At 49.3% G+C, this 21534-nt stretch carries 23 protein-coding genes and 1 other RNA gene; 12 read left to right on the top strand and 12 right to left on the bottom strand.

The window, feature by feature from the left end:
- Positions 1-22 precede the first annotated feature (22 nt).
- Complete coding sequence (locus DMB82_RS15045) at positions 23-388, top strand: helix-hairpin-helix domain-containing protein (RefSeq protein WP_116163820.1); 366 nt, start codon at positions 23-25, stop codon at positions 386-388.
- A 105-nt stretch (positions 389-493) separates the two neighbouring features.
- Positions 494-892, top strand: coding sequence for an acyl-CoA thioesterase (locus DMB82_RS15040; protein ID WP_039485489.1), 399 nt, complete (start codon positions 494-496; stop codon positions 890-892).
- Positions 893-988: 96 nt separating this feature from the next.
- On the opposite strand, the gene queC is transcribed toward DMB82_RS15040, so the two are convergent.
- Positions 989-1684 carry a 7-cyano-7-deazaguanine synthase QueC gene (gene queC / locus DMB82_RS15035; protein ID WP_102116765.1) on the bottom strand — a complete coding sequence of 232 codons (696 nt, stop codon included), beginning with the start codon at positions 1682-1684 and terminating at the stop codon, positions 989-991.
- A gap of 162 nt (positions 1685-1846) precedes the next feature.
- Positions 1847-2923, bottom strand: coding sequence for a PLP-dependent cysteine synthase family protein (locus tag DMB82_RS15030; RefSeq protein ID WP_116163818.1), 1077 nt, complete (start codon positions 2921-2923; stop codon positions 1847-1849).
- Positions 2924-3260: 337 nt separating this feature from the next.
- Here DMB82_RS15030 and DMB82_RS15025 point away from each other — a divergent pair, with 337 nt between their 5' ends.
- The 5 genes from DMB82_RS15025 to amtB all read left to right on the top strand — a co-directional run bounded on the left by DMB82_RS15025 (position 3261) and on the right by amtB (position 9366).
- Entirely contained in the window at positions 3261-3722 is a 462-nt protein-coding gene (locus DMB82_RS15025) for an Lrp/AsnC family transcriptional regulator (protein ID WP_010282169.1), read from the top strand.
- A gap of 78 nt (positions 3723-3800) precedes the next feature.
- The gene (locus tag DMB82_RS15020; RefSeq protein ID WP_116163816.1) at positions 3801-5570 is read left to right on the top strand and encodes a SmdA family multidrug ABC transporter permease/ATP-binding protein; all 1770 of its coding nucleotides are present in this window, start codon (positions 3801-3803) and stop codon (positions 5568-5570) included.
- Positions 5563-7341 (top strand): SmdB family multidrug efflux ABC transporter permease/ATP-binding protein, encoded by a 1779-nt coding sequence (locus DMB82_RS15015; RefSeq protein ID WP_116163814.1) that lies wholly within the window; start codon positions 5563-5565, stop codon positions 7339-7341. The genes DMB82_RS15020 and DMB82_RS15015 overlap by 8 nt, the downstream gene beginning before the upstream one ends.
- Before the next feature lie 360 nt (positions 7342-7701).
- Positions 7702-8040 carry a P-II family nitrogen regulator gene (gene glnK / locus DMB82_RS15010; protein WP_002208627.1) on the top strand — a complete coding sequence of 113 codons (339 nt, stop codon included), beginning with the start codon at positions 7702-7704 and terminating at the stop codon, positions 8038-8040.
- A gap of 39 nt (positions 8041-8079) precedes the next feature.
- Positions 8080-9366 carry an ammonium transporter AmtB gene (amtB, locus tag DMB82_RS15005; RefSeq protein WP_167469165.1) on the top strand — a complete coding sequence of 429 codons (1287 nt, stop codon included), beginning with the start codon at positions 8080-8082 and terminating at the stop codon, positions 9364-9366.
- A gap of 185 nt (positions 9367-9551) precedes the next feature.
- Here amtB and tesB read toward each other — a convergent pair whose 3' ends face one another.
- Positions 9552-10415 carry an acyl-CoA thioesterase II gene (gene tesB / locus DMB82_RS15000; protein WP_102116760.1) on the bottom strand — a complete coding sequence of 288 codons (864 nt, stop codon included), beginning with the start codon at positions 10413-10415 and terminating at the stop codon, positions 9552-9554.
- Positions 10416-10625: 210 nt separating this feature from the next.
- On the opposite strand from tesB, the gene DMB82_RS14995 reads away from it, so the two are divergent.
- Entirely contained in the window at positions 10626-11207 is a 582-nt protein-coding gene (locus DMB82_RS14995; RefSeq protein WP_116155836.1) for a YbaY family lipoprotein, read from the top strand.
- Positions 11208-11226: 19 nt separating this feature from the next.
- Here the strand turns inward: DMB82_RS14995 and DMB82_RS14990 are convergent, their stop codons facing one another.
- The gene (locus DMB82_RS14990; protein ID WP_010282239.1) at positions 11227-11547 is read right to left on the bottom strand and encodes an MGMT family protein; all 321 of its coding nucleotides are present in this window, start codon (positions 11545-11547) and stop codon (positions 11227-11229) included.
- A gap of 185 nt (positions 11548-11732) precedes the next feature.
- Here DMB82_RS14990 and ffs point away from each other — a divergent pair.
- An RNA gene (ffs, locus tag DMB82_RS14985) (signal recognition particle sRNA small type) lies at positions 11733-11829 on the top strand.
- A 461-nt stretch (positions 11830-12290) separates the two neighbouring features.
- Here ffs and DMB82_RS14980 read toward each other — a convergent pair.
- From DMB82_RS14980 to DMB82_RS14955, 6 genes are all read right to left on the bottom strand, one after another.
- Positions 12291-12494 carry an HHA domain-containing protein gene (locus DMB82_RS14980; RefSeq protein WP_005976087.1) on the bottom strand — a complete coding sequence of 68 codons (204 nt, stop codon included), beginning with the start codon at positions 12492-12494 and terminating at the stop codon, positions 12291-12293.
- A 53-nt stretch (positions 12495-12547) separates the two neighbouring features.
- Positions 12548-12916, bottom strand: a complete 369-nt coding sequence (gene tomB / locus DMB82_RS14975; protein ID WP_102116758.1) for an Hha toxicity modulator TomB — start codon at positions 12914-12916, stop codon at positions 12548-12550.
- 597 nt (positions 12917-13513) lie between these two features.
- Entirely contained in the window at positions 13514-13657 is a 144-nt protein-coding gene (ykgO, locus tag DMB82_RS14970) for a type B 50S ribosomal protein L36 (protein ID WP_005976091.1), read from the bottom strand.
- A gap of 17 nt (positions 13658-13674) precedes the next feature.
- Positions 13675-13923: a type B 50S ribosomal protein L31 gene (locus tag DMB82_RS14965; protein WP_102116757.1), complete on the bottom strand. Its 249-nt coding sequence runs from the start codon at positions 13921-13923 to the stop codon at positions 13675-13677.
- Between the two features lie 234 nt (positions 13924-14157).
- A complete protein-coding gene (locus DMB82_RS14960; protein ID WP_102116756.1) occupies positions 14158-17286 on the bottom strand; it encodes an efflux RND transporter permease subunit in 3129 nt (1042 codons plus the stop codon).
- Positions 17287-17314: 28 nt separating this feature from the next.
- The gene (locus tag DMB82_RS14955; RefSeq protein ID WP_102116755.1) at positions 17315-18508 is read right to left on the bottom strand and encodes an efflux RND transporter periplasmic adaptor subunit; all 1194 of its coding nucleotides are present in this window, start codon (positions 18506-18508) and stop codon (positions 17315-17317) included.
- Positions 18509-18673: 165 nt separating this feature from the next.
- Here DMB82_RS14955 and acrR point away from each other — a divergent pair, with 165 nt between their 5' ends.
- Positions 18674-19315, top strand: a complete 642-nt coding sequence (gene acrR, locus DMB82_RS14950) for a multidrug efflux transporter transcriptional repressor AcrR (RefSeq protein ID WP_102116754.1) — start codon at positions 18674-18676, stop codon at positions 19313-19315.
- A gap of 56 nt (positions 19316-19371) precedes the next feature.
- On the opposite strand, the gene rsmS is transcribed toward acrR, so the two are convergent.
- Together rsmS and priC are read right to left on the bottom strand one after the other, a co-directional pair.
- Positions 19372-19542, bottom strand: a complete 171-nt coding sequence (gene rsmS, locus DMB82_RS14945) for a pleiotropic regulatory protein RsmS (protein ID WP_102116753.1) — start codon at positions 19540-19542, stop codon at positions 19372-19374.
- Between the two features lie 37 nt (positions 19543-19579).
- Entirely contained in the window at positions 19580-20116 is a 537-nt protein-coding gene (gene priC / locus DMB82_RS14940; RefSeq protein WP_102116752.1) for a primosomal replication protein PriC, read from the bottom strand.
- Positions 20117-20324: 208 nt separating this feature from the next.
- Here priC and DMB82_RS14935 point away from each other — a divergent pair, with 208 nt between their 5' ends.
- On the top strand, positions 20325-20720 hold the full coding sequence (locus DMB82_RS14935) for a DUF454 family protein (protein WP_102116751.1): 396 nt from the start codon (positions 20325-20327) through the stop codon (positions 20718-20720).
- A gap of 217 nt (positions 20721-20937) precedes the next feature.
- Positions 20938-21489, top strand: coding sequence for an adenine phosphoribosyltransferase (gene apt / locus DMB82_RS14930; protein WP_116155878.1), 552 nt, complete (start codon positions 20938-20940; stop codon positions 21487-21489).
- Positions 21490-21534 lie beyond the last annotated feature (45 nt).

Raw genomic sequence — 21534 nt, 5'->3', positions numbered from 1 at the left:
TCACACACAAGGAGGAAACAGCATGAAAAAATCAGGAATAAAAGCACTGTGCTTAATCATTGGGATGAGTTTGTCTGGGTTGCCATTGTTGGGTCAGGCGGCACCTAAAGCCGCCGACAGTACGGCGACAGTGGTGAAGCCTGCGCCAGCAGATCAGAAAGCGGAAAAAGCAACGCTTCCTGATGGTGACGAGGACAAGGTAAGCATTAATGCAGCAACCGCTGCTGATTTGGCGGAAATAATGAACGGTGTCGGCCTTAAAAAGGCGGAAGCGATCGTTAACTATCGTGAGCAAAATGGTCCTTTTACCCAGATCGATCAATTAACTGAGGTCCCGGGAATTGGGGCTGCGTTGGTTGAACGAAATCTCTCTCGTTTGAAACTGTGATATCAGTCGCAGCCCAGTCGTGCACTTCCTCTGGGCTGCGAACCTCTGCTAGGCTAATTATCAGGTCATACCAGTTATTGGTGTTGTCACAGGAGTATCACTGCTATGCAGACTTTCATTACCGTTCGTGGCTATCACATTGATGTTTATCAGCACGTGAATAACGCGCGCTATCTGGAGTTTCTGGAAGAGGCGCGTTGGCAGTGGCTTGAAACGTTACCTGCTTTTGGCTGGATGCATAGCAACAATATCGCTTTTGTCGTGGTGAACATCAATATCAACTATCGCAAGCCTGCCGTTCTCGGTGACGTGCTGCGTATTGATAGCGAGCTACTACAGATGAATACGAAAAGTGGCGTGATCAGTCAGAAGATAACCCGAGTGTCTGATGAAAGCGATGTGGCGGATGCCACGCTGACGTTTGTCTGCATCGATTTATCGACGCAAAAATCACTGCCGCTGGAGGGAGAGTTGCTGGAACACCTAAACGAGATTCGCCGTTAATATGAAGCAACAGGCCACTACCTGTAAGGCGTGGCCTGCTATTTTTAGATTGTGTGATGTTTCTGCGTGTCGGTTTCTGAATGGTGGCGTGAAATATCAGCGTAATCCTGCTTTCTGCTTCAGCGATGCCATGACAGCCACGGAATCATGTTGATACTGCGCAAGCCCGTTTGCTCGTAAATGGCAGGCGGCACACTGACCACACCCATCACCCTTGATGCCGTTATAGCAGGTTAGCGTGTGGTAACGAACGGTATCGAGTTGCTGGTAATAATCCGCCAGCGCCCAGGTTTCTGCCTTATTAAGCCACATCAGCGGAGTTTCAAAACGGATATCGCGGGCAATACCTAAAACAATAGCCTGATTCAGTGCCTTGACGAATTCATCGCGACAATCTGGGTAACCGGAAAAATCGGTCTCACATACGCCGGTAATGACGGCTTCTGCACCAACCTGATAGGCGTAGATTGCGGCGAGCGTCAGGAAAAGAATGTTTCTTCCTGGAACAAAGGTGTTGGGGATGCCTTGTGCATTGGCGTCGTAATCGGGAACAGGGATACTGTCGCGCGTCAGACTGCTGGTGGCGAGTTCGTTGAGCAAACCGGCGTCCAGAACCTTATGCGCCGTTGCCCCCAGTTTCTGGCTGAGTTCCCGAGCGACATCGATTTCCGCGCGGTGGCGTTGCCCATAATCGAAGGTGATGCAGTGGACGTCATCATAATCTTGCAGGGCCTGAATCAGGCAGGTCGTGGAATCTTGTCCACCGCTAAAAACGACAACAGCACGCTTCATTCTTCATTCACCTTAACGCGACGTTAACCGCAATACGTCTGCAACGCACGGCGGTGTAAAGTCACTATTTTACCTGAAAAGCTATGTTATCTGAAAAAACACGCTATCTGAAAAACACGTTATTTGAAAAAACCAGTTACCTGAAAAATAGCTTGGCTGTCGTCACGTCAAGCTGGATTCTGGCGAAAGCTGATATATCTCTGGATTGTTTAGCTCATTGAGATAAGGAATTATATCGCCGATATGTTTTTCTACCCAACTGCTGTTGTAGTAGGTGTCCAGATAGCGTTCGCCGCTGTCGCAGAGCAGAGTCACGAGCGCACCTTTTTGGCCTCGGTTCACCATCTCTTTGGCCAGTTGCAGCATTCCCCAGACGTTGGTGCCGGTAGACGCGCCTGCTTTGCGGCCTAACACGCTTTCCAGCCAGTACAGCGTTGCTATGCTGGCGGCATCCGGTACTTTGATCATGCTATCAATGACGTCAGGAATAAAAGAAGGTTCGGCACGCGGGCGACCAATACCTTCTATCCGACTACCGCATGGGCCAGTGATAGAGCGATCCCGATGTTGGTAACAGTCGTAGAAGACGGAGTTTTCTGGATCGACGACGACCAGTTGCGTATCCAGCCCCTGATAGCGAATGTAGCGTCCGAGTGTGGCTGACGTACCGCCAGTTCCTGCACTCATCACGATGTAATCCGGCACGGTATGCGGTTCACGTGCCATTTGGCGGTAAATACTATCGGCAATATTGTTGTTGCCACGCCAGTCGGTGGCGCGTTCAGCGTAGGTGAACTGATCCATATAATGGCCGTTCATCTCTTGTGCGAGCTGCTCGGATGTAGCATAGATTTGTCCCGCCTGTTCGACAAAATGGCAGCGCCCGCCATAGAAAGCGATTTGCTCGATTTTTCTTTTTGCGGTGCAGGAAGGCATGACGGCGATAAACGGCAGGCCAAGCAAACGTGCAAAATAGGCTTCTGACACGGCCGTGCTGCCGGATGACGCTTCAATAATCGGCGTGCCTTCTTTAATCCAACCGTTGCACAGTCCGTAGAGAAACAAAGAACGTGCCAGACGATGCTTCAGACTGCCGCTGGGATGTGTGCTTTCATCTTTGAGGTAAAAATAGATACCCGGATAATCTGGGAGGGTCAGTCGGATGAGATGCGTATCAGCCGAACGCTGAAAATCTGCTTCGATAGCGCTGATGGCATTTTTAACCCAGGTATTGGTCATGATAAAAACTCGGTTAGACAGTGATGTGAATAGAGTAACGAGTTTTTAGGATAAAAAGGTTATCTTTTTATCTCCTTTTGGCTAATTTAAGGGAATTATTTACCCTTTTATTATTCATATGTGGATTATTTTTCTACCAAGGTGAATGGCAAGTCACTATCTTGAAAATTATGGCAACGGCGAGGCTTGTGCAACGAAGGTTGGTAAGGTTATCGCTATGCCGATGGTGCCAATAATGCGATCACCGCAATTTTTAACGGGAAGAACATTACTTTTCTCTCTGAATGGGAGAGAGTGGGGAAATTTTTCTATCGGCAGCGCTATATTGGGTAAAACTATGTTAGATAAAATTGATCGCACATTGCTGAATATGTTGCAACAGGATTGCACGCTTTCACTACAGACGCTGGCCGAGGCGGTTAATCTGACATCTACACCATGCTGGAAACGACTAAAGCGTCTGGAAGAGGAAGGGATCATCCGGGCTCGGGTGGCGCTGTTGGATAATGAACGCCTAGGGTTAGGGCTGACGGCGTTTGTCTTATTGAAGACGCAACAGCACAACCGCGACTGGTATCAGACTTTCACCCGCGTAGTGTCTGACATGCCGGAGGTGCTAGCTTTCTATCGCATGGCTGGTGAGTACGACTACCTGATGCAGGTTCAGGTTGCTGATATGAAAAGCTATGATGATTTCTATAAGCGGCTGGTGAATGGTATTCCCGGACTGGTCGATGTAACATCTAGCTTTGCTATGGAACGAATCAAACATACCACGGCATTGCCCTTATCCCTGTGATTCATCATCCATCCGTCTTTTGTATAATCACCTTTCTGAGTCTGTCATGACCCGTCTGGCTATTGGAATGAAAACCGCGTGAGACTGTTTGCTCAACTGAGTTGGTATTTTCGCCGCGAATGGCGGCGTTATCTGGGTGCTATTACGCTATTGATTGCAATTGCTATTCTGCAATTGCTGCCCCCTAAACTGGTCGGCGTAATTGTCGATGGTGTGACGCAGCACGGCATGTCGATGACCGAAATGATGAAGTGGATTGGCGTGATGCTGCTGACTGCCGTCATGGTCTATCTGCTGCGCTATGTGTGGCGCGTGTTCCTGTTTGGTGCGTCATACCAGTTGGCGGTTGAGCTACGAGAGGATTTTTACCGCCAACTGAGTCGCCAGCATCCGGCATTTTACCAACGTCACCGAACCGGCGATCTGATGGCGCGAGCGACTAACGATGTCGATCGCGTGGTCTTTGCCGCCGGAGAAGGTGTGTTGACGCTGGTCGATTCAATGGTGATGGGTTGCGCCGTGCTGGTTGTCATGTGTACTCAAATTAGTTGGGAACTGACCCTGCTAGCGCTGCTTCCGATGCCGATCATGGCGATTTTCATCAAACGCTACGGCACCCAACTGCATAACCGCTTTAAATCCGCACAGGCGGCGTTTTCCTCACTTAACGATCAGGCGCAGGAAGGTTTGACCAGCATTCGGATGATTAAAGCCTTCGGATTGGAAAACTATCAGTCCGCGCGTTTTGCACAGGTTGCGGCGGATGCGGGGGCTAAAAACATGCACGTCGCTCGCGTTGATGCCCGCTTCGATCCCACCATTTATATTGCCGTTGGGCTGTCGAATTTGCTGGCGATTGGCGGCGGCAGTTGGATGGTGATTAACGGTTCGCTGACGTTAGGCTTGTTGACCAGCTTCGTCATGTATCTGGGGTTAATGATCTGGCCGATGTTGGCGCTGGCCTGGATGTTTAATATTGTTGAGCGTGGTAGCGCGGCATATAGCCGTATTCGACAGCTGCTCGCGGAAGATCTCGTGGTGAAAGACGGTGAGGAATCCTTGCCTGCCGAGCGGGGCGTGCTGGACGTGAATATCTCCGCGTTTCGCTACCCAGATACTACTCGTGATGCTTTACAACATATTCAGTTTACGCTGGCGCCGGGCAATATGCTGGGGCTATGTGGGCCGACAGGATCGGGTAAAAGTACGCTGCTGGCGTTGATATTGCGTCATTTCGATGCTCAGTCGGGAGAGATTCGTTATCACGATCGTTCATTGAGCGCGATTCGGTTGGATGAACTTCGGAGCCGTTTTGCCGTTGTGGGGCAAATGCCCTTTTTGTTTTCCGATACGGTGGCACGAAACATCGCACTGGGTCGGCCTGATGCTACCCAACAACAGATTGAACAGGCGGCGCGGCTTGCCAGCGTTCATGACGACATTCTGCGTTTGCCTCAGCGTTACCAGACTGAAGTTGGAGAGCGCGGCGTAATGTTATCAGGCGGTCAAAAACAGCGGATCGCGATTGCCCGAGCTTTACTGCTGGATGCTGAAATTCTGGTGCTGGACGATGCGCTGTCTGCGGTTGATGGGCGAACGGAGCACCAGATTTTGCAGAATCTCAAAACGTGGGGCGAAAAACGGACGCTGATCATCAGCGCACATCGCCTGTCAGCCCTAACCGAAGCGAATGAAATCGTGGTGTTGCAGCAAGGACAAACGGTGCAGCGTGGCACACACCGAACGCTGGCGGCACAACCTGGCTGGTATCGGGATATGTACCGTTATCAACAGTTGGAGGCGGCGCTGGATGATGTGCCGCAGTTGGAAGGATCGAAAAATGAATAGACCTCAACAGTTTTGGCCAACCCTGAAACGTCTGCTAGCCTATGGTTCACCCTGGCGGAAACCGCTGTTACAGGGGGTCCTGATGCTGTGGATTGCCGCAATCGCTGAAGTCTCAGGCCCCGTGTTGGTAAGCTATTTTATTGACGATCTGGTGGCAAAAGGCCAGTTTCCGCTGGCGATTGCGGCTGGCTTGGCAATGGCCTATATCCTGCTGCAAATTCTGGCGGCCTCGCTGCACTATTTTCAGACGCTGCTGTTTAACCGAGTCGCGGTCGGTGTTGTTCAGCAACTGCGTATTGATGTGATGGACGCGGCGTTGCGCCAGCCACTGAGTACATTTGATACACAACCTGTTGGGCAACTGATTTCACGCGTCACCAATGATACTGAGGTGGTTAAAGATCTGTACGTCATGGTGGTGTCAACGGTATTACGCAGTGCGGCGCTGGTGGGTGCCATGCTGGTGGCGATGTTCAGTCTGAACTGGCAGATGGCGCTGGTTGCGTTGATGATTTTCCCTGCGGTTGCGACGGTCATGGTGCTGTACCATCGTTTTAGTACGCCGATTGTGCGCAAGGTGCGGAGCTATCTGGCCGACATTAATGATGGTTTCAATGAAGTAATTAATGGCATGGGCGTTATTCAGCAGTTTCGTCAGCAGGCTCGCTTTGGCAAGAAACTGGGCGCAGCCAGTTATGAACATTATGAAGCGCGGATGAAGGCCTTGCGTCTGGAAGGTTTCCTGTTGCGGCCGCTGCTGAGCCTGTTTGCTGCGATGGTGCTGTGTGGTTTGTTAATCCAATTTGGTTTCAGCTCAATTGGGTCGGTGGGCGTTGGAGTCTTGTACGCGTTTATCAACTATTTGGGCCGTCTGAATGAACCGCTGATTGAACTGACGACCCAGCAGTCCATGTTGCAGCAGGCAGTCGTCGCTGGTGAACGCATCTTTGAATTGATGGATGGCAAAAAGCAGAGCTACGGTGATGATGAGCGTCCTCTGGCGACTGGGCGCGTCGATATTGACGAGGTTTCTTTCTCATATGGCACAGAAAAACGCGTGCTACAGAATATTTCTCTGACGATACCAGAGCGCGGATTCGTCGCGCTGGTCGGACATACCGGTAGTGGGAAAAGTACGCTAGCCAGTTTGCTTATGGGGTATTACGCGCCGGATGAGGGTGAGATTCGGCTGGATGGCCGCCCGCTGTCGACGCTCTCCCATGCGGTGTTGCGCCAAAATGTGGCAATGGTGCAACAGGATCCAGTTGTGCTGGCGGAATCCATGTTTGTGAATGTAACGCTGGGGCGTGATATCAGCGAAGAGGCCGTCTGGCGCGTGCTGGAAGTAGTTCAGCTTGCTGAACTGGTTCGGGCTTTTCCTGAAGGATTGCATACGCGCATTGGCGAGCAGGGGAATAACCTGTCTACCGGACAAAAGCAGCTGTTGGCGATTGCGCGGGTACTGGTGCAAACGCCTAAAATCCTGATTCTCGATGAAGCGACGGCTAATATTGACTCAGGTACGGAGCAGGCGGTGCAAAAGGCGCTGCGCATTATCAGGGAACAGACAACCTTGATTATTATCGCCCATCGGCTTTCCACTATCGTTGAGGCTGACACGATTATGGTGCTCCATCATGGGCAAACCGTTGAGCGGGGAACGCATGAGCAACTGCTGCAACAGCAGGGGCGTTATTATCAAATGTATCAATTGCAGCTCGCCGGAGAGGATCTTGCAGCCACCAGCACTGAGGCTTGTTCTGCGCACTGAGACTGATCTGGGATAGTATCTCGGTCTGCACCGCCTTGTGTGGTGCAGACCGACAGTCTATTCGTGGCTTCGCACCATCAATAAGCATCGTGATTCTGGTTTTCCCCCGAGTTGCACTAAAAACACTCTTTACGCACTGTATTGGTGCAATTTTTGCCCAAATCTTCCTGCATTTCTTTCCCATACTGTTTTCTTTTTGCCCTTTCTTATCGTTAATCGCGTTCTCTTTCCTGATTTATGTCAGATAAATCATTTATGGCACACTCTTTGCTTTAGTCATGACGTAGACCGACTTCATAGAGCATGTAATCGAACAAGTGACGGGCGAAAGCCTGAACGTAATGGCTAGGGGGAAGATAAATGAAACTGGTTACTGTGGTGATAAAACCATTCAAGCTGGAAGATGTACGTGAAGCGTTATCTTCTGTTGGCATCCAGGGACTCACCGTCACTGAGGTGAAAGGATTTGGTCGTCAGAAAGGGCACGCGGAGCTATATCGCGGCGCGGAGTACAGCGTTAACTTTTTACCCAAGGTAAAAATTGATATCGCAATTGCAGACGATCAACTGGATGAAGTGATCGATGTCATCAGCAAAGCCGCGTATACCGGGAAAATTGGTGACGGCAAAATTTTTGTCGCCGAGTTGCAAAGAGTTATCCGTATTCGTACGGGTGAAACTGACGAAGCTGCACTTTAACAAAACCTAGCGTAGATACGTAAATAGGGATGCATGAAAATGAAAAAACGACTCTCTTCATTAGGTCTCGGTGTGGCGGCATTACTCCCGTCTTGGGCAATGGCTGCGACACCGACGATTGATAAAGCGGATAACGCTTTTATTATGATTTGTACCGCGCTGGTACTCTTTATGACTATACCCGGCATTGCACTGTTTTACGGCGGCCTGATTCGTTCTAAGAACGTTCTGTCCATGATGACACAGGTGAGCGTAACGTTCGCGATGGTTTGTATCCTGTGGGTGGTTTACGGATATAGCCTGGCGTTCAGTGAAGGGAATGCTTTCTTCGGTGGTTTCAGCACCTTTATGCTGAAAGGCATCGGGATTGAGTCCATCAGCGGCACCTATTATCAATTTGTACATGTGGCCTATCAGGCTTCCTTTGCCTGCATCACCGTCGCGCTGATTGTCGGGGCGATTGCTGAGCGTATTCGTTTCTCTGCGGTGCTGATCTTCGTTGCGCTGTGGCTGACGTTCTCCTATTTGCCGATGACGCACATGGTATGGGGCGGTGGCTATCTGGCTGCGGATGGTGCGCTGGACTTCGCTGGTGGTACGGTGGTTCACATCAACGCCGCGGTTGCTGGGTTGGTGGGGGCTTACCTGCTGGGTAAACGTGCTGGTTTTGGCAAAGAAGCCTTCAAACCGCATAACCTGCCAATGGTATTTATCGGTACGGCGATTCTGTACATCGGCTGGTTTGGTTTCAATGCCGGTTCTGCCGGTGCTGCGAACGGTATCGCCGCTCTGGCTTTCCTGAACACCGTTGTCGCGACTGCTGCTGCAATTCTAGCATGGGTTGGCGGTGAGTGGATGGTACGTGGTAAACCTTCTCTTCTGGGCGCATGCTCTGGTTGTATCGCTGGTCTGGTGGCAATCACGCCTGCAGCGGGTACGGTTGGCGTCGGCGGTGCACTGATCATCGGTCTGGCCGGTGGCGTTGCAGGTCTGTGGGGCGTGACGGTACTGAAAAGATGGCTGCGTGTGGATGACCCGTGCGATGTGTTCGGTGTTCACGGCGTGTGCGGTATCGTTGGCTGTATCCTGACTGGCGTATTTACCTCAGCATCACTGGGTGGTACTGGCTATGCGGAAGGCGTGACGATGGCACACCAAGTTTGGGTACAACTTTTCAGCGTGATTATTTGTCTGGTGTGGTCTGGCGTGGTGGCATTTGTCGCCTTCAAGATCGCGGATATGGTTGTTGGTCTGCGTGTACCTGAAGATCAAGAGCGCGAAGGTCTGGACGTCAACAGCCACGGCGAGAGTGCTTACAACCAATAAGATCGCGTAAATTAATCAGTAAAATCGTGTGAGTACAGTAAGCAGGCGTGGGGAAACTCCACGCCTGTTTTATTATCAGCTTTAAACTATTGTCAGCTTTAAACTATTGTCAGCTTTAAACTATTGTCAGCTTTAAACCACCTCTTTCGGCGGTAGTCTTTTACGTTACGAGGCTGCCGCAGGTTTTACGGCTGGCGGCGACGTATGACGCCTTCCTGCACGCTGGATGCAACCAGCACGCCTTCCCGGGTATAGAATTGCCCACGAACGAAACCACGGGCACCGGATGCAGACGTGCTTTCTACGGTATATAACAGCCAGTCATCCAGCCGGAAATCACGATGGAACCACATAGAGTGATCGATTGTGGCGACTTGCATACCCGGTTCCAAAAAGCCAACGCCGTGAGGCTGCAAGGCGGTGAGTAGGAAATTGCAGTCAGACGTATAGCCGAGCAGATATTGGTGAATACGTTTATCGTCCGGTAGCGGGCTGCTGGCACGGCACCAGACGTGTCGCACTGGCTCGTCCACTTCGCCTTTTAGTGGGTTATGGAATTTAACTGGGCGCATCTCAATCGGGCTGGCCTGAATAAATTTATCGCGAAAGCGGGGCGGCAGAAGGTGCTGCATGCCTTGTGCGATTTCCTGCTCAGATTTCAGATCCTCAGGCGGTGCGACGTTTGGCATCACATTTTGGTGCTCAAACCCTTCTTCATGACTTTGGAATGAGGCGGTCATATAAAAAATAGGGCGACCATTCTGGATAGCTCTAACGCGTCTGGCGCTGAAGCTGTTGCCGTCGCGTAGGTTTTCAACGTCATAAATAATCGGTTTCTGGCTATCGCCGGGTAGCAAAAAGTAGCTGTGGAATGAATGAATGTTGCGCTCGACAGGGACAGTCTGTTTGGCGGCCGACATGGCCTGGCCGACAACCTGCCCGCCAAAGACCTGACGCAGCCCCAAATCATCGCTTTGTCCGCGAAATAGCCCTTCCTCGAGCTTCTCTAAATGCAGGAGGTCGAGAAGATGTTGTAGTGATTGACTCATGGTATCGGCCCCAATGGATGCGAATGGCTAGTTACTTGTTTGTTTTTAATATATAAAATCTAATTTTGTAGATTTTACTGCAATAAATATGTGGATTTCAGGGAAATATCAGAATATTGCACCATCATTATTGTGTTGGTTGAATCATACTATTTATGAATGCCGGTTTTCGATACCGGTAGTCTGACAATAATAAAGGAGACTGACCGAATGAAATTATGGCATATCTTAGGTGGTATCACGTTATCGATGACTCTGGCTGCATGTGCACAGAGGAGTGATTATGGCGTTTCTCCTCAGACAGGCGCACCTGTCACCAGTGTTTCCTCACAGCGTCCGGCTGTCGCAATGCCTGTGGTAACGGGTACGGTGAATATTCGTCAGCGCATTGCGCTACCTCACAACGCCGTTTTGACCGTTACCGTGTCTGATGCATCGCTGGCGGATGCGCCTTCAAAAGTGATTACCCAGCGTGTGACGCGTACAGAAGGAAAGCAGGCACCTTTCCAATTCGAGCTACCGTATAACCCAACTGATATCCAGCCCAATGCACGTATTTTACTCAGCGCAGCGGTTGCGATCGATAATCGCATCGTGATGGTGACGGAAAACGTCTTGCCGGTTATTAGCAACGGGGTGAATAACGCCGATTTGGTGCTGGTCCCTGTCGCCTCTGTTCCCTTACCGGCGAAAAATCAGGGATCAATGATGTCTAATCCGGCGAATCAGACTCCTCATATGCTTCAGGGGCAACCTGCTTCGTCATCTGTGGCTCCGCAGCCAGTCTGGTAATTCATCTGGATACGCGCCGTTATGGCGCGTATTGCCAGCGATATTTCGCAAGATCAACTTTTCCCTGACGATTGAAAATAATGCCTTCCGCCTGTAGCGCTGACTTCTGGCGTACATAGTCTCCACCGACCAGCGATATTTCCCCTTTACGATTGATTACCCGATGCCAGGGGAGTTTGCTGTCTTTCGGCAGGCGTTTTAATACCCCGCCAACTTGCCTCGATGCTCTGGGCGAGTCAGCAAGCTGCGCGATGTCGCCATAGGTCGCTATTTTTCCGTAAGGGATTGCCGCGACGATTTGAAAAACGCGCTGGCGGAAATTATCGTTTTCTTCTGACATCAGCGGATGTTCCTGCTGTTCCTAAACCGATTGAGCATCATAGTGGCATAGTGAGGTGGGTAAGAAAACAACGGTTAGCGTGGGTTAGCTTGCAATTGCCTATCTCATCGCCGATAATGCCAACCGCTTTGTGACACGTTGCGGTTATCATATGCAAGCTGTTATAAAGTCGTCAATGGAGGCCCTGTCGGTTCTCCCGCAACACTAACCTGTGGATTCGGTCAGGTCCGGAAGGAAGCAGCCGCAGCAGGAGACGTGTGTGCCGGGATGTAGCTGGCAGGGCCTCCACCAATTTGTGCCCTCGTTAGCCGCTTCATCGCCAGACTGGTCTTCATCTCCTGCACATAAACGACATTCTCTGCCATAAGCCCGGTTGCTGGCATACATAAATGCTGAACCGCCATTCTTTGCTCGATCGGTGTCATTTTCCGATCGCTGCTTCTTAGAGAGCATTACTGTGCATCTTTACTTAGCGAGTAATCATTGCGGTAATTATTACATCCTCTATTTTCATCACGGGATATACTATGCGTGGATACGATTGATGCGATTGTTATAAGCGATGAGTGCTGAGGAAATAAGTATGGGATGTGAGGAATAATTCATTTTTACTTAATATAAAGAATACAATTTGTTACAAGTTTTACGCAATTAATACGTTAAAAAGATAATAAAAACAAAGGCCGATAATATTATCGGCGCAGTGTGTTTAATGTCAGTTTTTGTATGCGTTTCGTTAGTAATTAACGAACGTATCGCCATACTGCTGTAGGGACTTTGTCGTAGAGTTTGTTCATCGTCAGTTCTGCCAGACGATGATCGGCTGCGGAAAAGAACATCTCCAGTTCATCATTGGAGAGTTCATACTTGTTTTTTTCAATAACACGTTCGAGAGTGTCAATAGTTGTGCATTTGCGCAAACGCATCAAATAGTCGATTTTTTTCATAATGGCCTATGCAAGCAGTACCTGGTGGTTAAAAAATTTAAATAAATTATTGCTTAAGTTTTAGCAGGCATACAGATGTTCTCCCCTGAGAACATTCCGAATAATTTTGCTTTGGACTTCTGCCAACGTCGCAGTTCAGCATCATTAATTCCATAGTTGCTAAACAAGACGTAAGTATCATCCAAATACTTTTCAACCTGCTCTGAAAGCTCACTTTCGTTAGGGTATTTTATTTTAAATGTGAGAATAAACGTAGCGATATGCTCAATAAGTTCATTTAATTGGATATTGATCGCAGATGTTGGATCATTGACCCAGCCGTGACTGCTATCGCCTAACGTTGCTATGCTTTCGTCACACAGATTTTCACATAAGAATCTGAGTTGGGCAATATCATAATATTTTGGTGTGTACTCATCCATATCAATCCCTCCGTTAAGCCGTTATTCAGTGTTACTGCGGTTAACACCTGGTAAACAGGTAGACTGATGAAGCTTACAAGATAAAACGTTAACGTTGCTTCGTATTCATGTTGTTACAGACAGGGCGTTGAACCATTGTGATTGGTTCTGTAATGAATGAGAAAACAGTGCTTATCTCACCTCATAGTATCTACTATGTCGCGAAATCGCACTGGCGTAAATACCAACATCTCATGAATTAACCTTAAGTATAGCTATACCATGCTGGTTCCGGTTACGTCATTCTATATATGATTATAGCAAAGGTGTTCGTAAACTTCGCGGATGATAGGTAAGGTTTTCACTGCCCTTTATTTTGATTAATCCTCATTATTTTTGTTGTAACAATGAGCATAGAATAAACTCGGCTGCTGATTATTTAATTATTTCTATCTGAAAATATGAGAAATGGCAGACGGAATACGAAGAGATTACTCAACGGATAGGGGGATTGATACTCCGTTATCTTATTGTTTCTGTGGTTTTTTCATGCGAATCATCCCGTACAGTCTTGTTAGCGGCATAACACTGACTGTATCGGGATGGGAGTGAGGAAGATTAACCTTTTTTCTTTTTCCCGCCTTGCACGGCTTTAAAGCGCGGGTTGGATTTGCATATAACGTAAACTCGCCCGCGACGGCGGACCACAATACAATCTTTATGACGATTTTTTGCTGAACGTAGCGAACTAAGCACCTGCATCTAATAGCCCTCTCTGATTACTTGAAGAAGTTGCCAAAGCGCTGCTGGAAGCGCGCTGTGCTGCCTTCTTTGGCATATTCTTTTTGCTTCCCAGTGTAATAGGGATGCGATGCCGAAGAAACGTCAATGGGGACGTAAGGGTAATGAGTACCCTCAAGCTCAATGGTTCGCTCGGTTTTAATGGTTGACCCCGTCCTGTAATAGACATCCGCGCTGGTGTCATGAAACACCACCATGCGATAGTCAGGATGAATACCTGCTTTCATAGTTACTCCAATTTGTTATGTTATAACATATCTGTTATGTTGCGCTTTTTTGACATCAGGATCAACCATTATGTTGCGGCAGACGTCAACATTCTCTAAGCCGCTATAGATACGACTAATCCGAGCTAAACAGCGCATAGTGCTGCTTAGCTCGGATTAGTCGTGGAAGGTGCAGGGATGTAAAAAAGGCCGCTAGGAGGCGGCCTTTTCGAGTATATCGGAAGAGATCCAATCTTAGTGCGCTATTGTGTCGTCCACTTTCTTGCCGAAGCGACGGCGGACAACAACAAAGAATACAGGAACGAAGAAGATAGCCAGCACGGTTGCGGTAACCATCCCGCCCATTACGCCAGTACCAACGGCGTTCTGTGCACCTGAACCTGCACCACTACTGATAACCAACGGCATGACACCGAGGATAAAGGCTAGTGATGTCATCAGGATTGGACGCAAACGCATACGAACGGCATCGAGTGTTGCTTCAATCAGTCCTTTCCCTTCTTTTTCCATCAGATCTTTAGCAAATTCGACAATCAATATGGCGTTCTTCGCGGATAGCCCAATGGTTGTTAGCAGGCCTACCTTAAAGTAAACGTCGTTTTCAAGACCTGTCATATTTGCTGCAATCAACGCACCGATAATCCCCAATGGAACCACCAGCATAACGGAGAACGGAATTGACCAGCTTTCATAAAGTGCCGCCAGACATAAGAACACGACAATCAATGAAATGGCATAGATTGCCGGTGCCTGGTTGCCTGATAACCGCTCTTGATAGGACATACCCGTCCATTCGTATCCGATACCCTGCGGTAATTTAGTAACGAAATCTTCCATTAACGCCATGGCTTCACCGGTACTCTTACCTGGAGCCGCTTCGCCCTGTATCTGCATGGATGGTTGACCGTTATAACGTTCCAGACGCGGTGATCCGTGTTCCCAGTGGCTCTGGGTGAATGCGGAGAATGGCACCATTTGTCCGTTGTTACCCCGGATGTACCAGCTTTTAATGTCATCTGGCAGCATACGGAAAGGTGCATCGGCCTGGACATACACTTTTTTCACACGACCACGATCGATAAAGTCATTCACATAAGAACCACCTAACGTGGTTGCCAACGTTGAGCTGATATCTGATAGTGACACGCCAAGTGCCTGAGCTTTTTCCTGATCGATATCAAGACGGAACTGTGGCGTATCTTCCATCCCGTTAGGACGAACTTGTACCAGTGTGTCAGGGTGTTGTGCTGCCATGCCTAGCAGTTGGTTACGTGCTTCTGTCAGTTTTGCATGCCCAAGGTTAGCTTGGTCAATCAACTGGAAGTCGAAACCTGTTGCGGTACCCAGTTCGATAATCGCAGGAAGGTTGACTGCGAAAACCATCGCTTCTTTATACTGGCTAAAGGCCGCGTTTGCCCTTGCTGCAATCGCCAGAACTTTATTTTCTGTACCGCTTCGTTCACTCCAGTCATTTAGACTAGCGAAAGCCAGACCGACGTTCTGCCCACGGCCAGAGAATCCGAAGCCCGTCACGGTAAACACAGACTTGACGTTACTTTTCTCATTATCGAGATAGTAGTTCGTCATTCTGTCCATAATTTGCTGTGTGTTTTCTTGCGTCGCACCTGAAGGCAGTTGAACGATGTTCAGGAGAACCCCCTGATCTTCGTCTGGCAGGAAAGACGTCGGCAAACGTAAGAACAACAGTGCCAGACCTACAACAATCAGCAGATAGATGACCAGGTAGCGACCCGTGCTGCGCAGGATATTTGCCACGCTATCGGTGTAGTGATTGGTGCTTTTCTCGAACAGTCTGTTGAACCAGCCGAAGAAGCCTTTCTTCTCACCGTGATCGCCTTTGGCAATCGGTTTTAGCAGCGTTGCGCAGAGAGCAGGTGTCAAAATTAATGCGACCAGAACCGACAGCACCATCGCAGAAACGATAGTGATGGAGAACTGGCGATAGATTGCCCCTGTGGAGCCACCAGTAAACGCCATCGGGACGAATACTGCGGACAGTACCAGCGCAATACCGACTAACGCACCTTGGATCTGCTCCATGGAACGTTTTGTCGCTTCTTTAGGCGGCAGACCTTCTTCCGCCATGACACGTTCAACGTTTTCCACGACGACGATGGCGTCATCCACCAGAAGCCCGATGGCGAGGACCATAGCGAACATCGTCAAAGTGTTAATGGAATAACCAAACGCGGAGAGGATAGCAAACGTCCCCAGCAAGACGACGGGTACCGCGATGGTTGGGATCAGCGTGGCACGGAAGTTCTGCAAGAACAGATACATAACCAGGAATACCAGTACGATGGCTTCCACCAGCGTTTTCACGACTTCGTTGATCGAGATCTTAACGAAGGGCGTTGTATCATACGGGTAAACCACTTTCATGCCAGAAGGGAAGTACTCTTCCAGTTTTGTTAGTGAATTTTTTACGGCAGTTGCGGTATCCAGCGCATTCGCGCCTGTCGCCAGCTTAATACCGATACCAGCAGCGGGCTGACCATTGTAACGTGCAATCGTGTCATAGCTTTCTGCGCCCAACTCAACGCGGGCAACATCTTTAAGACGAACCTGAGAGCCGTCAGCGTTAACCTTCAGCAGGATTTTAGAGAATTCTTCTGCTGAATTCAGTCGGGTTTGAGCAATGATCGACGCGTTCAACTGCTGGCCGGGAACAGGTGGCGATCCCCCCAGTTGTCCTGCCGCGATCTGGTTGTTTTGGACTCTGATCGCTGCAGTGACATCACCTGAGGTTAACTGATAGTTGTTCAGTTTGTTCGGATCGAGCCAGATACGCATGGCGTACTGTGCACCAAACAGCTGTGCGTCACCGACGCCAGACGTACGGCTGATGGGATCTTTAACGTTAGCAGCCACGTAGTCAGCGATATCTTCCTGTGACATTTTACCGTCTTCACTGATGAAGGCGGCGACCATGAGGAAGCTGCTGCTTGATTTCTGAACGTTAACCCCTTGCTGCTGTACTTCCTGCGGCAGCAGTGGCATAGCCAGTTGCAGTTTGTTCTGCACCTGGACCTGTGCGATATCCGGATTGGTACCTGCGTCAAAGGTCAGCGTAATCTGTACCGTACCAGAAGAGTCACTGCTTGATGACATGTACATCAGGTTATCGATACCGTTCATATTCTGTTCGATAACCTGCGTCACGGAATCTTGCAGCGTTGATGCATCGGCCCCTGGATAATTTGCTGTTATTTCAATCGCAGGTGGAGCGATCGTTGGATACTGAGCAATAGGTAATTTAACTATTGCCAGCAATCCCGTCAGCATCACCATGATGGCGAGCACCCATGCAAAAATGGGTCGATCTATAAAAAACTTAGCCATGAATTATACCGGCTCCTGTTAGAACGTCTTAAGACTTCGCGGGTTCTGCTGACGCTTGCGGCGCCTGCTGATTTTCTGGAGCGACTTCTTTCGTTTTCACCTGCGCACCGGGCCTAATTCTTTGCAGTCCGGTGACGATAACGCGATCGCCCGCTTTCAAGCCTTCGGTAACCAACCATTTGTCACCAACTGCCTTACTGGTTTTAAGCGTGCGAGGCTCGACTTTATCGCCTTCACCAACCACCATCGCCGTGGCTTGACCACGTGGATCGCGGGTAACACCTTGCTGAGGAACTAACAAGGCTGTTGGGTTCACGCCGGAATCGAGACGCGCTCGTACAAACATTCCGGGAAGGAGGTTGTGCTGTGGGTTCGGGAAAATAGCGCGCAGTGTGATGGAACCGGTGGTTTCGTCTACCGTAACATCAGAGAATTCTAATGTACCTGCCTCAGTATATTCAGTACCGTTTTCCAAAAGCAGGCGGACATTTGCTTTGCCTTCACTTTGTTTCAGCGTGCCGTTTTCCAGCTCTTTCTTCAGTTGTAGAAAATCATTGCTGGACTGCGTGACGTCAACATAGATCGGATCAAGCTGTTGGACGGTCGTTAATGCCGTTGCTTGCCCGGTTGCCACTAATGCGCCTTCCGTTACCGTTGATTTACCTACACGGCCTTCGATTGGCGAATTGACTTTGGTGTAAGCCAGATTGATTTGCGCGGTGTCAACCGCCGCTTTAGCTGCCTGAACCGCAGCATCAGCTTGACGAGAGGTGGCAACAGCCTGATCGTAATCCTGCTTGCTGACGTAGTTGGTGCCTAGCAGCGGTTTATAGCGATTAACGGTCAGACGGGCAATTTCTGCCTGAGCCTGAGTCTGAGCGAGTGAACCCTTGGCGCTGTTGTAGTTTGCCTGATATGTCGCAGGATCGATCTGATACAGCGATGCGCCAGCTTTGACGTCAGACCCTTCAACAAAATTGCGTTTGAGGATAATCCCGCCAACCTGTGGGCGAACCTCAGCAATGCGGTAAGCACTTGTGCGGCCCGGCAGCTCGGTCATGACATTCAGCGCTTCCGTTTTCAACGTCACAATACCCACTTCAGGCATCTGCCGCTGTGCGCCGCCCTGCTGATTGTTGCTGTCATTACATCCTGCGAGTATTAAGCCGCCAGAAAGCATCAGAACTGCCGCCAGAGGCGTTAGCCCTCTGTTTTTGTTCATAGATAAACCTCAAGTGTCCGATTTGAAATTGACCAATGGATCACAAGCTTAAAAACCCATTGCTGCTATAGTCTTATGTTCATGCTATGTTACATACATTCTCGAATGTATGTAAATCACGCTTTCCTTCAAATACAGCGATATGGCACGAAAATCCAAATTATCATGGCACGAAAAACCAAAAAACAGGCCCAGGAAACTCGACAACATATACTGGATACTGCGTTAAGAGTCTTCTCTGAACATGGAGTGTCCGCAACTTCATTGTCTGACATTGCGACTGCTGCTGGTGTGACTCGGGGTGCTATTTATTGGCATTTTAAGAACAAAGCCGAAATCTTTGATGAGATTTGGGCGTTGTCAGAGTCAAAAATCAGCGAGTTTGAAATAGAGTATCAGACAAAATTCCCTGATAATCCACTCCGCGTGATGCGTGAATTATTGATTTATATGCTGCGTTTAACCGTTAGTGATACACATTGGCGCTCCATTATGGAAATCGTTTTTCACAAATGTGAGTTTGTCGGTGAAATGTTGCAATCGTACAATGCGCGCAAAGAGCTCTATCTCTCCTGTTATGTTGATATTGAAGAAAACCTGATTAAGTGCATTCGAGTGGGGATGTTGCCGACGGACATTTATCCCCGTCGTGCGGCGATTGCGTTGCGTGCTTATTTTTCTGGCGTGATGGAAAACTGGCTATTTATGCCGGAAAGTTTCGATCTCGATCAGGAAGCCCCTGCGCTGGTGGATGCCTTTATCGATATGTTGCATTTTAGTCCGGCGCTACGTAAACCCGCTGAATAAGCTGTTGATCGACGGTGCTAACACAAGTTGCCTTTACGTGCTGAGTTATTTTTGCCTTAGGCAGAGTATTTAGCGTCACCGTCTTCTTGTGAACGCTTCTTTTCAAAATCGGTCCGTACAATCTCCAAGGCGGCAAGCGCGATACGCGGTTCGATCTGGTTTTCTTCTAGCAACATAATCAAATCGACCGCCAGCTTGACCTCGGGTGGGGCATTTTCAAGTGACATGAACCCGTTCCTCTTTTTTCTTGGTGAATCCGCCGTGCTATGGTTCTTGCTCTCGGCGTTCTATCTTCCGCTCCAGTCGCGATAGCGCCTGACGGCAGCGTGACAGCCGTCCTTCCAGCGCTGCCAGCTCTTTTTGCAGCCGCTGTTGCTCGCTGAAGAGCGTCTGAGTGATGAGCAGGCTTTCTCTATCCTGAATCATAGAAAGCAGACGGCGTTCATAATCCTGATGTTCCGCCAGCTTGTGATACATATCTTCCTGCTCTGGTGCTGCACGTTGCTCTTGCCTGCGCAATGGTTGCGTTGCCAGCTCACGCTGCAATGCGGCTATCTGGCTGACCAATTTTTCAGCCAGAAACGCTACACGTTCGGTGCGTTGCTCTGCGACTAATTGCTTTATTACGTGCAGGTTTTGTTCAACTTCGGCGCGATAATCACGTAGCCGAGTGCCATAGCTGCTAAAAAGCTGACGATCAAAGCGTGATTGCGGCACAGCTTTATCCGCCAGCGGCTCAAGTGCTTTCGCTAGCGTGTTAATTTGTTGTTCAAGTGCTTGCAGCAATCGGTGCGTGTTCACTTTTTTCCCTTACGGTCAGGCTGATGATTCAGCGAGTCGGCGCGTGGTAGATCGGCACAGTGAGTCTGTGTCGCCTGAATACACTGCATGAGGATATCTTAACTAATTCATCGGGCAAGGTGGTGATAAAGTGTGATGGATATTGTCGTAGACAAAGCATATTGAGTAGATAACACATAGTAGTAGTGAACAAAGTATAAAGGTGAATATGTATCGCGTGTTGCTGATGATATTGGGGTGGGTTTCCGTTGTGCTGGCAACGTTGGGCGTCGTGTTACCTTTATTACCAACAACGCCTTTCTTGCTACTGGCCGCCTGGTGCTTTGCCCGCTCGTCCCCGCGTTTCCATGACTGGCTACTGTACCGTTCCTGGTTTGGCAGCTATCTGCGTCATTGGCAGCAACATCGGGCGCTGCCGCCTGGGGCAAAATGGAAGGCTGTAACCATGATTCTATTAACGTTCGCATTGTCGCTCTGGCTGGTTAAGTTGGTATGGGTCAGGATTTTGTTGTTGGTCATTTTGGTTATTTTGCTGACCTTCATGCTTCGTTTACCCGTGGTTGATCCAGAACAACAAACGCAGGGCGCAGATCCGAAAAGATAGCGTAAGCGGCGGCCTCTGTGACGGGAATACAAAAAATACGCACCCAGAGTGCGGATAGTTGCATTTACCCGTCACTTTGACTAAATTTGACCGTTTTCGTGCGCGGGTCGCCATTTTCCTCTTTGTCATAATGCCTCTTCATCACCTCATGCGATGATGAAAGCCTTGTGGTGACCGGCATTGGTATGTTCAGAACGTTTTATCAGGCACAACTATGATGACCGTAACAGCGAAGCAGGCAGAGTTAATTAAAAACAGTATCAAAAGCATCCCCGATTATCCGAAGCCGGGCATACTGTTCCGTGATGTCACTAGCCTGCTGGAAGATCCTGTGGCCTATGCAGCCAGTATTGAGATGCTGGCAAACCATTACCGTAACACCGGTGTGACGAAGGTTGTCGGTACTGAAGCGCGTGGTTTCCTGTTTGGCGCACCTGTTGCGTTGGCGCTGGGCGTAGGTTTTGTTCCCGTGCGTAAACCTGGCAAGCTACCACGTCCGACTATCGGTGAAAGCTATGAACTGGAATACGGTTCAGATACGCTGGAAATTCATGCAGATGCGATCTCCGCTGGCGACAATGTGCTGGTGATCGACGATCTGTTGGCAACTGGCGGTACGCTTGAGGCCACGGTGAAATTGATCCGTCGTCTGGGTGGTTCGGTCAATGATGCTGCGTTTATCATCAATTTGTTCGATCTGGGTGGCGAGCAGCGCCTGACCGAGATGGGTATCACCTGCTATAGCCTGGTCGACTTCCCCGGACATTAATCATAACAGTCTCGCCGATAGCGGCGTGGCTGTGTTAGCATGATC

This window comes from Pectobacterium aquaticum, assembly GCF_003382565.3.
GTDB lineage: Bacteria > Pseudomonadota > Gammaproteobacteria > Enterobacterales > Enterobacteriaceae > Pectobacterium > Pectobacterium aquaticum.
Note: the sequence above shows the minus strand (reverse complement) of the source record. Positions and strands in the feature narration are given on the sequence as shown.

Excerpts from the sequence above, each read along its gene's own strand:
- DMB82_RS15045 (WP_116163820.1), top strand. The coding sequence starts at position 23 with ATGAAAAAATCAGGAATAAAAGCACTGTGCTTAATCATTGGGATGAGT.
- DMB82_RS15040 (WP_039485489.1), top strand. The coding sequence starts at position 494 with ATGCAGACTTTCATTACCGTTCGTGGCTATCACATTGATGTTTATCAG.
- queC (WP_102116765.1), bottom strand. The coding sequence starts at position 1,684 with ATGAAGCGTGCTGTTGTCGTTTTTAGCGGTGGACAAGATTCCACGACC.
- DMB82_RS15030 (WP_116163818.1), bottom strand. The coding sequence starts at position 2,923 with ATGACCAATACCTGGGTTAAAAATGCCATCAGCGCTATCGAAGCAGAT.
- DMB82_RS15025 (WP_010282169.1), top strand. The coding sequence starts at position 3,261 with ATGTTAGATAAAATTGATCGCACATTGCTGAATATGTTGCAACAGGAT.
- DMB82_RS15015 (WP_116163814.1), top strand. The coding sequence starts at position 5,563 with ATGAATAGACCTCAACAGTTTTGGCCAACCCTGAAACGTCTGCTAGCC.
- glnK (WP_002208627.1), top strand. The coding sequence starts at position 7,702 with ATGAAACTGGTTACTGTGGTGATAAAACCATTCAAGCTGGAAGATGTA.
- amtB (WP_167469165.1), top strand. The coding sequence starts at position 8,080 with ATGAAAAAACGACTCTCTTCATTAGGTCTCGGTGTGGCGGCATTACTC.
- tesB (WP_102116760.1), bottom strand. The coding sequence starts at position 10,415 with ATGAGTCAATCACTACAACATCTTCTCGACCTCCTGCATTTAGAGAAG.
- DMB82_RS14995 (WP_116155836.1), top strand. The coding sequence starts at position 10,626 with ATGAAATTATGGCATATCTTAGGTGGTATCACGTTATCGATGACTCTG.
- DMB82_RS14990 (WP_010282239.1), bottom strand. The coding sequence starts at position 11,547 with ATGTCAGAAGAAAACGATAATTTCCGCCAGCGCGTTTTTCAAATCGTC.
- DMB82_RS14980 (WP_005976087.1), bottom strand. The coding sequence starts at position 12,494 with ATGAAAAAAATCGACTATTTGATGCGTTTGCGCAAATGCACAACTATT.
- tomB (WP_102116758.1), bottom strand. The coding sequence starts at position 12,916 with ATGGATGAGTACACACCAAAATATTATGATATTGCCCAACTCAGATTC.
- ykgO (WP_005976091.1), bottom strand. The coding sequence starts at position 13,657 with ATGCAGGTGCTTAGTTCGCTACGTTCAGCAAAAAATCGTCATAAAGAT.
- DMB82_RS14965 (WP_102116757.1), bottom strand. The coding sequence starts at position 13,923 with ATGAAAGCAGGTATTCATCCTGACTATCGCATGGTGGTGTTTCATGAC.
- DMB82_RS14960 (WP_102116756.1), bottom strand. The coding sequence starts at position 17,286 with ATGGCTAAGTTTTTTATAGATCGACCCATTTTTGCATGGGTGCTCGCC.
- DMB82_RS14955 (WP_102116755.1), bottom strand. The coding sequence starts at position 18,508 with ATGAACAAAAACAGAGGGCTAACGCCTCTGGCGGCAGTTCTGATGCTT.
- acrR (WP_102116754.1), top strand. The coding sequence starts at position 18,674 with ATGGCACGAAAAACCAAAAAACAGGCCCAGGAAACTCGACAACATATA.
- rsmS (WP_102116753.1), bottom strand. The coding sequence starts at position 19,542 with ATGTCACTTGAAAATGCCCCACCCGAGGTCAAGCTGGCGGTCGATTTG.
- DMB82_RS14935 (WP_102116751.1), top strand. The coding sequence starts at position 20,325 with ATGTATCGCGTGTTGCTGATGATATTGGGGTGGGTTTCCGTTGTGCTG.
- apt (WP_116155878.1), top strand. The coding sequence starts at position 20,938 with ATGACCGTAACAGCGAAGCAGGCAGAGTTAATTAAAAACAGTATCAAA.